Origin of the sequence: Streptomyces sp. NPDC002573, assembly GCF_042889625.1 — a bacterium.
GTDB lineage: Bacteria > Actinomycetota > Actinomycetes > Streptomycetales > Streptomycetaceae > Streptomyces > Streptomyces gibsoniae.
In genome coordinates, this window is sequence record NZ_JBIARC010000020.1 from 1 (window position 1) to 12,653 (window position 12,653).

Annotated in this window: 8 protein-coding genes; 4 read left to right on the top strand and 4 right to left on the bottom strand. The window is 72.8% G+C overall.

Going from position 1 to position 12,653, the window contains the following annotated elements; translation table 11 throughout:
* Positions 1 to 393 precede the first annotated feature (393 nt).
* Complete coding sequence (locus tag ACFYX0_RS20000; RefSeq protein ID WP_388971835.1) at positions 394 to 942, bottom strand: MarR family winged helix-turn-helix transcriptional regulator; 549 nt, start codon at positions 940 to 942, stop codon at positions 394 to 396.
* A gap of 166 nt (positions 943 to 1,108) precedes the next feature.
* Here ACFYX0_RS20000 and ACFYX0_RS20005 point away from each other — a divergent pair, with 166 nt between their 5' ends.
* Positions 1,109 to 2,383 carry an MFS transporter gene (locus tag ACFYX0_RS20005; RefSeq protein WP_388972088.1) on the top strand — a complete coding sequence of 425 codons (1,275 nt, stop codon included), beginning with the start codon at positions 1,109 to 1,111 and terminating at the stop codon, positions 2,381 to 2,383.
* Between the two features lie 13 nt (positions 2,384 to 2,396).
* Here the strand turns inward: ACFYX0_RS20005 and ACFYX0_RS20010 are convergent, their stop codons facing one another.
* Together ACFYX0_RS20010 and ACFYX0_RS20015 are read right to left on the bottom strand one after the other, a co-directional pair.
* Positions 2,397 to 4,046 (bottom strand): SpoIIE family protein phosphatase, encoded by a 1,650-nt coding sequence (locus ACFYX0_RS20010; protein WP_355917900.1) that lies wholly within the window; start codon positions 4,044 to 4,046, stop codon positions 2,397 to 2,399.
* A 203-nt stretch (positions 4,047 to 4,249) separates the two neighbouring features.
* Positions 4,250 to 5,650 carry an NAD(P)/FAD-dependent oxidoreductase gene (locus ACFYX0_RS20015; protein WP_388971837.1) on the bottom strand — a complete coding sequence of 467 codons (1,401 nt, stop codon included), beginning with the start codon at positions 5,648 to 5,650 and terminating at the stop codon, positions 4,250 to 4,252.
* A 380-nt stretch (positions 5,651 to 6,030) separates the two neighbouring features.
* Between ACFYX0_RS20015 and ACFYX0_RS20020 the strand changes: the two genes are divergently transcribed.
* On the top strand, positions 6,031 to 6,795 hold the full coding sequence (locus ACFYX0_RS20020) for a TetR/AcrR family transcriptional regulator (RefSeq protein ID WP_388971839.1): 765 nt from the start codon (positions 6,031 to 6,033) through the stop codon (positions 6,793 to 6,795).
* Positions 6,796 to 7,003: 208 nt separating this feature from the next.
* On the opposite strand, the gene ACFYX0_RS20025 is transcribed toward ACFYX0_RS20020, so the two are convergent.
* A complete protein-coding gene (locus ACFYX0_RS20025) occupies positions 7,004 to 9,088 on the bottom strand; it encodes an asparagine synthase-related protein (RefSeq protein WP_388971841.1) in 2,085 nt (694 codons plus the stop codon).
* Positions 9,089 to 9,762: 674 nt separating this feature from the next.
* Here ACFYX0_RS20025 and ACFYX0_RS20030 point away from each other — a divergent pair.
* Both ACFYX0_RS20030 and lhgO read left to right on the top strand, forming a co-directional pair.
* Positions 9,763 to 11,187, top strand: a complete 1,425-nt coding sequence (locus ACFYX0_RS20030; protein WP_311695898.1) for an MFS transporter — start codon at positions 9,763 to 9,765, stop codon at positions 11,185 to 11,187.
* 200 nt (positions 11,188 to 11,387) lie between these two features.
* Entirely contained in the window at positions 11,388 to 12,605 is a 1,218-nt protein-coding gene (gene lhgO / locus ACFYX0_RS20035) for an L-2-hydroxyglutarate oxidase (protein ID WP_388972090.1), read from the top strand.
* Positions 12,606 to 12,653: the final 48 nt, after the last annotated feature.

Genomic DNA, 12,653 nt, shown 5'->3' on the forward strand with positions numbered 1-12,653 from the left:
TTTCCTCGGTGCTTTCCGGCCTTTCGGCCTTCCGGCGGTGTTGACTTTATCAGATCCTGTCGGGCTCTTTTCGAGCTCTTCGGGTCCTGATCCCCAGTCAACCAGGGTTGTCCTCCCGACCCTTGGGCCGTTCCGACGTGTCCAACCTTAGCGGATCTCTCCGGCGATTCCCAATCGCGTCGGATCGGAGTCGCCGTACCCAAATCGAATTGAATTCGGGCACGCCGAATTCCACCCGGTTGGGAGATCGTGCTGAGTGGTTGGTGCCGCTGCTGCGGCGGAGGTGCTGCCGCAGAACCGTTACGGCTCCGTGGCAACCCGAAGAACTTTACGGATCGAGGTGTGGACTGTCAAGCCTCCCCAGGGAGACGTGCCGGCAAACCTTCCGCCGCGTCAGTCCAGGTCGCTCAGACGGCCGCCCGCGTCCGGCTGGGCGTGCTCCACACGGCGCAGCAGACGGGTCAGCGCCTCACCGAGGACGTTGCGCTCCTCGGACGACAGGTCCTGGAGCAGGTCCTCCTCGAAGCCCGAGGCGAGGCGCATCGCTTCGAGCCACTTCTCGCGGCCCTCGGCGGTCAGCTCGACGATCACCCGGACCCGGTTGGCCTCGTCACGCTCCCGGGTGACCAGACCCTCCCCCACCATGCGGTCGATGCGGTGGGTCATCGCGGCCGGCGTCAGACCGAGCCGCTTGGCCAGGTCGCTCGGACCCATGCGATACGGGGCTCCGGCCAGCACGAGGGCCTTGAGGACCTCCCACTCCGCGTTGCTGATGCCGAGCGCGGCGGTCTGCCGGCCGTAGGCGACGTGCATCCGGCGGTTCAGCCGGGACAGCGCCGAGACGATCTTCTCGACCTGCGGGTCCAGGTCCCGGAACTCGCGCTGGTATGCGGCGATCTGTTCGTCGAGGGTCGGCTCGCTGACGCCGGGTGTGTCGCCCATGTCCGCAGTATCGCACGCACTTGCTTGGCGTTGAAGTCCTTCGGGGTGTACTGTTTAGCTTCGAACTTTAGTTTCTAAGTCTTCAGGGTTAACCGCTTCAGAGGTAAGACATCCGGTCCCCTCCCGAGCGGCCCTCTTCCTAGGGCAGGTGAACGTGACCAGGGCGATGGGCGCAGCGATGCGCCGGATTCATGTGGGCAACGCACTCAGCGCGTTCGGCCTCGGCTTCACCGTCCCGTATCTGTACGTCTATGTGGCGCAGGTGCGGGATCTCGGTGCCGCGACGGCGGGCGTCGTGCTCGCCGTCTTCGCCGTGGCCGCGCTCGTGGTGCTGCCGCTCGCCGGACGGGCCATCGTCCGGCGCGGCCCCCTTCCGGTGCTGCTCGCCGCCCTGGCCACCGCCGCCGTCGGATCGCTCAGCCTGGGGCTCGCGAAGAACGCGGTGACCGTGCTGCTGTCGGCAGCGGTGCTCGGTGCCGGTCAGGCCGTGATGCAGCCGGCGCTCGCCACGATGATCGTGGACTGCTCCACGACGCAGACCCGGTCGCGCGCCTTCGCCCTGCAGTTCTTTCTGCAGAACCTGGGGCTCGGTGTCGGCGGCCTGATCGGCGGCCATCTCGTCGACGCCTCCCGCGCCGGGTCCTTCACCCTGCTGTTCTCGATCGAGGCCGCGATCTTCGTGCTGCTCGTCGTCCTCATGTCGACGGTACGGGTGCCGCACGCGCCGCAGATCGAGGACGGGGCTCCGCAGAGCGACCGGGCGAGCTGGAAGCAGCTGCTGGGCAACCGGGCCATGGTGCAGCTGTGCGTGCTGGGCTTCGTGCTGTTCTTCGCCTGCTACGGCCAGTTCGAGTCGGGCCTGAGCGCGTTCGGCGTCGAGGCCGCCGGTATCTCGACGTCCACGCTGGGCACGGCGCTGGCCGCGAACACGGCGATGATCGTGGTCGCGCAGTTCGCGGTGCTGAAGTTCGTGGAGCGGCGCAGGCGGTCGCGGGTCATCGCAGCGGTGGGTCTCATCTGGGCCGTCGCCTGGGCCGTCGCCGGGTACGCCGGGCTGGGCCACGGCAGCAAGGCCATGGCGGCCGCCGCGTTCGTGTCGACGTACGCGTTGTTCGGTCTCGGTGAGGCGATGCTGTCCCCGACGCTCGCGCCGCTGGTGGCCGACCTCGCGCCCTCCGGGATGGCGGGCCAGTACAACTCGGCCTTCGCCCTGGTGAAGCAGCTGGCCCTCGCGGTCGGCCCGGCGGTGGGCGGCCCGCTGGCCGCGTCGCTGCCCGCGCCGTACGTCGTCACGTTCCTGCTGTTCTCACTGGGCATCACGGTCCTCGCGATCCGGCTCGGACGGCGGCTCACCCCCGCTCAGAACCAGCCTTCGCGCGCGCGGAGCCTGGTGGTGGCGCAGGGAGGCCCGTCGACGGAGCCCGCGTCGGCGCGCGCCTGAACGCACGCGCCGCTCACCCCTCGCACGGCAGCGCGAACTCGCACCACACCGCCTTCCCGCCACCGGGCGTGCGGCGCGACCCCCAGTTGGTCGCGATCGTCGCCACGATCGCGATGCCCCGCCCCGCCTCGTCCGCCGGTTCCGCCCGGCGGCGGCGGGGCAGCTGGTCGTCCCCGTCCGTCACCTCGATGATCAGCCGGCGGTCCGTGCGTCTGAGGCGCAGCCGCATCGGCGGCGTGCCGTGCTGCAGCGAGTTCGCGACCAGCTCGCTGGCCGCCAGCACCCCCAGGTCGTGCAGATCCGTCGGGAACCGCCAGCTGGTAAGGACGCCGGAGGCAAAGGCACGCGCACGGGGTGCCGCCTCCACCCCGCCGAGCAGTTCCAGGGCGGCGTTGCGGAAGAGTTCGCCGTCCGGGCCCGTGCGCGCGGGGTGCTGGAGGACGAGGACCGCGACGTCGTCGTCGTGGCCCGCGGTGACTCCGGCCGAGCGCAGCAGCCGGTCGCAGATCACCTGGGGCGTACCCGTCGCGCCCGCGAGGGCGCTCGCCAGGGCCGCGATGCCCTCGTCCAGATCGGCGTCCCTGCGTTCGACCAGGCCGTCGGTGTAGAGGACCGCGGTGGAGCCGGGTCCCAGCGGGACCGAGCCCGACGCATGCATCCAGCCACCGGTGCCGAGCGGCGGGCCGGTCGGCTCGTCGGCGCGCAGGACCTGGCCGTTCTCGTCGCGGACCAGGATCGGGAGGTGGCCCGCGGAGGCGTACACCAGCCGGCCCTCGTTCGGGTCGTGGACGGCGTAGACGCAGGTCGCGATCTGGTTGGCGTCGATCTCCATGGCGAGACCGTCGAGAAGCTGGAGGACCTCGTGGGGCGGCAGGTCGAGGCGCGCGTAGGCGCGGACGGCCGTACGGAGCTGGCCCATGACCGCGGCGGCCCTGACGCCCCGGCCCATCACGTCGCCGATGACGAGGGCCGTGCGGCCGCCGCCCAGGGTGATGACGTCGTACCAGTCGCCGCCGACCGCGGCCTCCGTGCCGCCGGGCTGGTAGGTGGCGGCGATGCGCAGGTCGTCGGGCTGCTCCAGCTCCTGGGGCAGCAGGGAGCGCTGAAGGGTCACCGCCGTACGGCGCTGCTCGCGTTCGCTGGCGCGCAGCCGCTCGGCGGCCTCGGCGTGGTCGGTGACGTCGGCGGCGAACACGAGCACGCCCCGGGAGATGTCGCCGGGTACGTCCACCGGTGTGCACGTGAACGTGTACGACCGGCCGCCGGGCGCCTTGCGGGACTTGACCGTGCGCGGCCTGGAGCTGCGCAGCACCTGGTCCAGGAGCGGGAGAAGGCCCAGTTCCTCCAGCTCGGGGAGTGCCTCGCGCGCGGGTTCGCCGGGCGGCCGGGGGCCGAAGGCCGCCGCGTAGGCGTCGTTGACGTACGCGACACGGTGGTCCGGGCCGTGCACCAAGGCGACGAGGGCCGGGATGCGGTCGAGGACCTCGCGCACCGGCAGCTCGTCGACTGCGGGCATGGCCGGCGCGTCCTCGGTGAGCCGCTCGACGCGGGCCGCGGGCACGGAGCCTTCCCCCCGCCGGTCCGGGGAGACCGTGTGCTCGATCCGCGCTGCGGCGCGGCGCTGCGTTCCGGGGAGCCGGGCGCTCCAGCGGGTGAAGTTCACCGATTCCTTGCCTCGTCGTTGTCGTAGCCGGCCGGCTCCGGATCCGGTCGGGTCCGGGGGCCTGCCCCCGGGGTGGCGCAGGGGGAAAGGTCTGCTGGGTTCGTCAGGGCGAGAACCGGCCCGCCCACGGTCGGGGACCAGTCTGTCGGACCGGGCCGACATCCGTCAGACGTCGGCCCTTTCGGTGGAGTTCCTGGATTCGGTCAGGACGACCCCTTCGGGTCCCTTGAAGGCTTTCCACCGGCCGCGAGTTCGAACTCCGCACGGGGATGTTCGAGTGAACCGAGGGAGACGATCTCCCTCTTGAAGAGTCCCGCGAGGGTCCACTCGGCCAGCACCCGGGCCTTGCGGTTGAAGGTGGGCACCCGGCTCAGGTGGTACGTGCGGTGCATGAACCACGCGGGGTAGCCCTTCAGCTTGCGCCCGTAGACATGTGCGACGCCCTTGTGCAGCCCCAGGGAGGCGACCGAGCCGACGTACTTGTGGGCGTACGTCTCCAGGGGCTGGTCGCGCAGTGAGCGCACGATGTTGTCGCCGAGGACCCTGGCCTGGCGCACCGCGTGCTGGGCGTTGGGGGCGGTCTCCTTGTCCGGCTCCTCCGCGGTGACGTCCGGGACGGCGGCCGCGTCCCCCGCGGCCCACGCGTGCGTGACGCCGTCCACGCTCAGCTCGGGGGTGCACTTCAGGCGCCCGCGGCCGTTCAGCGGCAGGTCCGTGGCCGCGAGGACCGGGTGGGGCTTCACCCCGGCGGTCCACACGACCGTACGGGTCGGGAAGCGTGCGCCGTCGGACAGGACGGCCACCCGGTCGACGCAGGACTCCAGACGGGTCTCGAGGCGTACGTCGATGTTGCGGCGGCGCAGCTCGGTGACCGTGTACCGGCCCATCTCCGCGCCGACCTCCGGGAGGATGCGGTCGGAGGCCTCCACGAGGATCCACTTCATGTCCTCGGGCACCACGTTGTGGTAGTAGCGCGTGGCGTAGCGGGCCATGTCCTCCAGCTCGCCGAGCGCCTCCACGCCGGCGAATCCGCCGCCGACGAAGACGAAGGTGAGGGCCGCGTCACGGATCGCGGGGTCCCGGGTGGAGGAGGCGATGTCCATCTGTTCGATGACGTGGTTGCGCAGGCCGATGGCCTCTTCGAGGGTTTTGAAACCGATGCCGTGGTCGGCGAGGCCGGGGATCGGGAGGGTGCGAGAGACGGAGCCCGGGGCGAGGACGAGTTCGTCGTAGGAGATCTGTTCGGTCCACCCGCTCTCCTCGGTGGCGAGTGTGCCGAGGGTGGCGGTCCGCTTGGCGTGGTCGATGGCGGTGACCTCGCCGACGACCACCCGGCAGCCGTCCAGGACCCGGCGCAGCGGGACGACCACATGGCGCGGCGAGATGGCGCCGGCGGCCGCCTCGGGCAGGAACGGCTGGTACGTCATGTAGGGATCGGGCGAGACCACCACGATCTCCGCCGCGCCTCCGGCGAGTTCCGCCTTCAGTTTCCGCTGCAGGCGCAGGGCCGTGTACAGGCCGACGTAGCCGCCGCCGACGATGAGGATGCGCACACACTTCGCGGGTTCGGTGGGCGTCGCCCGGTGGAATGCAGCCGTCACCATCCCATGACGCACCGGACGCGCGAGTTTGTCCACAGGCCCAGCAAATTGTGTGACCGGACGGCGGTACCGGCAGGGTTGGCCGAATTACCGGAGTGCGGGGAAAGACCGCAGGTCAGTGGGTGTGAGCCGGGTGGAACTAGGGGGCGCAATCGGGACGTAACCGCCCCGTACTCCGATCGGGGGGCGCTCCGTGCGGAACCTGCCCCTTCTGAATTGACCCCCTCTCAACTATGTTCGTGTGTCGACGGGGTGTAACGGGGATGGGCTCGACAGGCTCGCGACGGGCGGGCCCGGTCACGAACAGCGCTCGTTCCGTACGCTCCGGCTTCCAATGGCGGGGAGAGTCTCCGGGGGGAGACGTCATTACCGGGGGAACACTTATGCACATTCAGGACTCTCATTGGTCAGCCGCGTCCGCCGTCGCACCGGCGGGCCCGGTGGGCGCGGCGGGCAACGCACGCGAGGACAGCGCGCGTACGGCACCGCTGCGGGTGGACGCACAGCGCAACCTGGAACACGTACTGCGCGCGGCACGCGAGGTCTTCGGCGAGCTGGGTTACGGCGCGCCGATGGAGGACGTGGCGCGGCGCGCGCGGGTCGGCGTCGGCACGGTGTACCGGCGCTTCCCGAGCAAGGACGTGCTGGTGCGGCGGATAGCCGAGGAGGAGACCTCCCGGCTGACCGACCAGGCCAGGGCGGCGCTCGGCCAGGAGGACGAGCCGTGGTCGGCGCTGTCGCGCTTCCTGCGGACGTCGGTGGCGTCGGGCGCGGGGCGGCTGCTGCCGCCGCAGGTGCTGCGGGTCGGCGTCGCCGAGGAAGAGCCCGAGGGGGCCGGTACGGCGCCCGTGGGCGAGGCGCTGCTGCCGCAGCAGCGGTCCCTGCCGACAGCCGAGCTGCGGCTCGTCGGACAGCGGTCCGCGCCGGAGCCGGACGACGTGGGCACGGCGACGCTGCTGGAGGTCGTCGGACAACTCGTGGAGCGGGCGCGTGCGGCGGGTGAGCTGCGGCCGGACGTCACCGTCTCGGACGTCCTGCTGGTGATCGCCACGGCGGCGCCCTCGCTGCCGGACGCGGCACAGCAGGCGGCGGCCTCGGCCCGGCTGCTCGACATCCTTCTGGAGGGCCTGCGGTCCCGCCCGATGTGAGACAGGCGGGGTCCCGACTTCCGGACCCCTCCGACGCGGACACGACCGCCGTTCCCCGTTCCCGTGCGCGAGCGGGGGCCGGCGTGGCGTCCGGGCGCGGGCGATCCGCCGGTTCGTGAGGTGCTCGCGGTGCGGGCGGTGATACGGCGGGCCCGCAGGCGGTGAACGGCGGCGCTGAAAGATGCCGTGAGCCGTCGGCGTCGGGCCGTCACGCCCCCGCGCCGAGCGCCCGCCCCCGCGTCGAGATGCCGGCCGGTACGGCGCGCGCCCGAGCGGGGGTGCCCGTCCAGCAGGTGCCCCGGCGGGCGAGCAGACGGCGCAGCCACAGCTCCAGGGAGACCAGGTCCGCGAGGCCGTCCAGCGGGACGGGCGCGCCGTCGACCGCCGCGCGCACGGCCTTGCGGACGACCCGGGCCTCGACCAGGCCCGCCTCCGCCAGCAGGGGCGTGTCGAACAGGGCCATCAGGGAGTGCACGGCCACCCGGAGACCGGCGCGGGACGCGGCCGCCGAGGTCGCGTGCGACGGTGCGCCCCAGCCGGGCGGCAGCCCGCCGACGCCCGCGCCCTCCAGGACCGTGCGCAGGATCGCCGCCCGCGCCCCGGGCTGGACCCGCAGCGCCTCCGGCAGCGCCCGGCAGGCGCGGACGACCTGGTTGTCCAGGAACGGCGAGTGCAGCCGCTGGGAGCGGATCTCGGCGGCCTGTTCCAGCACCCGTACGTCCGCCGCGTGTCGTGCCAGCGCGGCACGCGCGCGGTGGTCGCCCGGGCGCTGCCCGGGACCGACTCCCGTCCGGCCTGCGGCTCCTTGCAGGCGAACCGATACTTCTGCCAGGGCCTCACCGGTCAGCCAGCGCGCCGCCGGTCCGGGTCTGGCCCAGGTGAGGGCGGCGAGCGAGGCGCCCACCGCGCCCCCGGGCTCGTCGAAGCGCCGCTGCATCAGACGGTCGCCGAGCGCGTCGACGCCGGTCCGGTACGGCGTGCGGGACAGTTTGCGCGCCGCGGCGTACACCCGGGCGGGGACCATCACCGAGCCGTCCGCCTTCGCCAGCGCGGCGACCGGTCGGACGAGATGGCGTCTTTTGCGGTCCATCAGCAGGTCCGCGAGGCGGGCCGGGTGGGCGTCGAGGACCTGGCGCGCGCCGTAGCCGGTGAAGTGGTCCGCGCTGCCCGCAGCCAGTCGCGCGCGGTGCCGGGACGCCGTCACCAGGGACGGGCCCGGCTCGTCCGTCAGCGGCCCCTCCAGCTCGGCGTAGGGCAGGACCTCCTCGCCGCCGGTGACCACCACGTGGTGCAGACGGGGATTGGCCGCCAGGGCGCCGGCCCGCTCCAGCTCGGCCTCGCGGCCCCGCACGGCGAGGTCGTTGAAGGTGACGGCGAGCAGGCGTTCGCCGGCCCCGGTGCCGTGCCCGAGGATCGTGCCGGGCATCCCGGGAAGACCGGCCGCGAGCAGGGCCAGCGTGCCGGAAGCCGGACCTCCGGAGAGGTCGGCGCCGATCCCGGGGACGGGCACCCCGCGCGCGGCGCGGCGCTCGGCCGGGCCCATTCCGGGGACGGGCCCGGGGTCGATCTCCACGCCCGGCACATGGCGGGGGGCCGACAGACGGGCGCGGACGGCGACGACGAGGGCGTCGCGCACCGCGTCCACGGCGTCGGCCGGGTCCGCCGGGGGCGCGGCGACCGCCAGGGAGGCGACCGGGTCGTAGCCGGCGATCTCGCGGGCACCCGCGCGCAGGATGAGCGCGTGCCCGGGCGGGATGCGCCGTACGCCGTCGTAGGGGGTCGAGTCGTGGACCGCGGCCGGTACGTCGGGGGCGGCGAGAAGGGCCGCCAGATGCCCGAAGTCCAGATTGGCCTCGATGAGGTCGGCGAGGGGGAGCGCGGCGGTCGCGTACGCGGTGCCGCCGGCCCAGGGGGTGTGGAAGACGGGCCGCGCGCCCGCGAGATCACCGCACACCGTGATCCGGCGCCCGGCCTGGACGACGGCGGTGTAGCTGCCGGACCAGGCGGTCAGATGGCGCAGGGCCCCGCCCCGGGCGGCGAGCAGCCCGACGCGCAGTTCCTCGTCGGAGGCCCCGCAGATACCGAGGACCGCGATGCGGGTCTGGGCGTCCGCCTTCACGACCCGCACCTCGTCGGGGCGCCAGTCGCCGACGGCCCACAGCGGATCCGGGTCGCCCCACAGCAGTTGGGCACCCACCGGGTGCAGGGTCTCGCCGTCGTATCCGGTGGCTCCGGCCGATCCCGGTCCGGCGGCTCCAGCGGCGGTGCTGCTCCATCCCACCAACCACCGCATCGACGCCTCCACAGGCTGTGGACAACCAGTGCACCGTACGAACGGCTCCCATGCTGCCACGAAGAATGCGCGCCGGAGGGCGTGCGCCGCGTCTTGCGCGCCCCTGAATGCGCCCTCGGGACCCCGGCGACCGGCCGGTGAACTCCCTTTCCGCCCAAGAACATCGACAAAATCCGGCGACGCGAATGCGCCCCCGGTACGCTCCCCGAAAACCCCGTTCGCGCCCTCAAGTGTGGTGGTCGGGGGCTTGATCACCCGCGAGAACCGCCGTCGGTTTTCGGCCAAATCGGCCGCAGACGGGCAGGCTTGCGCACGCTCCGTACAGGCCCGGCGCAACGCACAGTCCGGGAGGCGGAGTTCGCCTCCCGGACCGGTCCGCCGCCCGCGGGGATGGAGGCGGCGGTGTCCCCCAGCCCACTGGATCCAGTACAGCGGGCCGACCCACGCACGACCCATGGAACCCCGCCGCCCGTTGGCCGGAGAAGAGCGCACGGGCAGGCGCACAGCCACACACCAGGAGCACGCCGCAACACTCCGTACTGAGGTACGGACCACAATCCCGCCATCCGGATTTAAGCCCCTTAACGCTTGGGATGCGGCGAACTACGCTGGGTTTACGAATGCCGCGCGGTTATGCCATCGCCGCGGCAGCCGTCTGTGTCGAGGGGTGGCGCATGTCCAGGGAGCAACGCGGGCCGAACGAAAAGCTCGGCGCCGTTCTCGCCCTCGCGGGAATCAGCAACGCAGGACTCGCGCGGCGCGTCAACGACCTTGGCGCCCAACGCGGGTTGACTCTTCGCTACGACAAGACGTCGGTGGCGCGCTGGGTGTCGAAGGGCATGGTGCCGCAGGGCGCCGCGCCGCACCTCATCGCCGCGGCCATCGGCCAGAAGCTCGGCCGCCCCGTACCGCTCCACGAGATCGGTCTGGCGGACGCGGATCCCGCACCGGAAGTGGGCCTCGCCTTCCCCCGGGACGTAGGACAGGCGGTGAAGTCGGCGACGGAGCTGTACCGCCTCGACCTCGCCGGGCGCCGGGCCGGCAGCGGCGGCATCTGGCAGTCGCTGGCCGGATCGTTCGCAGTGAGCGCTTACGCGACCCCTGCTTCCCGCTGGCTGATAACCCCGGCCGACAGCTCGGTGGCCCGTGACCCCGGCTCCGGCGACGGGTCCGGATCACCGCTGAAGGTCGGCCACAGCGACGTCCAGAAGCTCCGGGAGGCCGCGGAGGACGCCAGGCGCTGGGACTCCAAGTACGGGGGAGGCGACTGGCGTTCTTCCATGGTGCCCGAGTGTCTCCGGGTGGAGGCGGCGCCGCTGCTGCTCGGGTCCTACTCGGACGAAGTGGGCCGCGCGCTGTTCGGGGCGAGCGCCGAACTGACGCGGCTGGCCGGCTGGATGGCCTTCGACACGGGACAGCAGGAGGCCGCCCAGCGCTACTACATCCAGGCGCTGCGCCTCGCGCGCGCGGCCGCCGACGTCCCCCTCGGGGGATACGTCCTGGCCTCCATGTCGCTCCAGGCGACCTACCGCGGCTTCGGCGACGAGGGCGTCGACCTCGCGCAGGCCGCCCTGGAGCGCAACCGCGGCCTGGCCACGGCCCGCACCATGAGCTTCTTCCGTCTCGTCGAGGCACGGGCGCACGCGCGCGCGGGTGACGCCCAGGCGGCCGGCGCCTCCCTGAAGGCCGCCGAGGGCTGGCTGGAACGCGCCCGCGACGGCGACAACGACCCGTCCTGGCTCGGCTTCTACTCCTACGACCGCTTCGCGGCCGACGCCGCCGAGTGCTACCGCGACCTCAAGGCCCCGCGCCAGGTCCGCCGCTTCACCGAGCAGGCCCTGTCCAAGCCCACCGAGGAGTTCGTGCGCTCCCACGGGCTGCGGCTGGTCGTCTCGGCGGTCGCCGAGCTGGAGTCGGGCAACCTGGACGCGGCCTGCGAGCAGGGCGTGCGGGCGGTCGAGGTCGCCGGGCGCATATCGTCGGCGCGCACCACCGAGTACGTACGGGACCTGCTGCACCGGCTGGAACCGTACGGGGACGAACCGCGTGTGGCGGAGCTGCGGGAGCGGGCTCGGCCTCTGCTGATGGCGCCCGCGTAGGGGCGCCGCTCGGGGCCGCGGGCGGGCGTGGGTGCCCGCGGGCTCGGGCGGTGGTCCGCCGGGGTCGGCCGGGCACGGATGCAGTTGTCCCGGCACGCCCCTTTTCGGGGGCCGACGCGGCCGTGTGACCTGCGCGGTCTTCGGTTCCTCCTGGGTTTGAGGGCATTGTCAGTGGCGCAGTGCACTATCGAAACCGGGAGGTGGAGCAGGTGCGGAAGATCGCGTACGACTGCGATGTGCTGGTGATCGGCGGCGGCATCGTCGGCCTGTCGACGGCGTATGCGATCACGCGTGCCGCCCCCGGCACCCGGGTGACGGTCCTGGAGAAGGAGGCGGGCCCGGCCCGCCATCAGACGGGGCGCAACAGCGGGGTCATCCACAGCGGGATCTACTACCGCCCCGGCTCCCTGAAAGCGCGGTACGCGGTCGAGGGCGCCGCCGAGATGGTCAAGTTCTGCGCGGAGTACGGCATCGCGCACTCCGTCACGGGAAAGCTGATCGTCGCCACGGAGCGCGAGGAGCTACCCCGCCTGCACGCACTCGTCCAGCGCGGCCGGGAGAACGGCATACCGGTGAGGGAACTGGGCCAGGCCCAGATCACGGAGTACGAGCCGGAGGTGCGCGGAGTCGCGGCCATCCACGTGGGCACGACCGGAATCTGCGACTTCGTGGCGGTCGCCCGGCAGCTGGGCGAGGCGTCCGGGGCGGAGATCCGGTACGAGGCCCGGGTCGTACGGATCGACCGGCGCCCGGCACTGGGCGTCGCCGTGCGCACGGCCGACGGGACGGTCCTGCGCGCACGCGCGCTGGTCAACTGCGCCGGGCTGCACTGCGACGAGGTGGCCCGGCTGACCGGGGACGAGCCGGGCATGCGGATCGTGCCGTTCCGGGGTGAGTACTACACGTTGGCCCGGCCCGAGCTGGTGCGGGGGCTGGTGTATCCGGTGCCGGATCCGGCGTTCCCGTTCCTCGGGGTGCATCTCACACGGGGCATCGACGGAGAGGTCCACATCGGACCGAACGCGGTCCCGGCGCTGGCCCGCGAAGGATACGGCTGGGGGGTCGTACGACCGCGGGAGGTCGGCGAGACGGTGGCCTGGCCGGGGTCCTGGCGGATAGCCCGGCGGCACTGGCGCTACGGGGCGGGCGAGCTGCGGCGGTCGGTGTCGAAGGGGGCGTTCACGCAGGCCGTACGCAGACTGCTGCCACAGGTGCGGGCGGACGATCTCGTCCGGGCTCCGGCGGGGGTCCGTGCGCAGGCCGTGCTGCGGGACGGGACGCTGGTGGACGACTTCCTGATCCGGGAGACGGCCCGGGCGGTGCATGTGCTGAACGCGCCGTCGCCCGCGGCCACCGCCTCGCTGCCGATCGGCCGGGAGGTCGCGCGCCGGGCCCTGGCGGTGCTGGACCGGGACTGAGCCGCCGCCCGCGTACCGGGGCGCGCGGCCGCGGCTCGCCCTTCGACG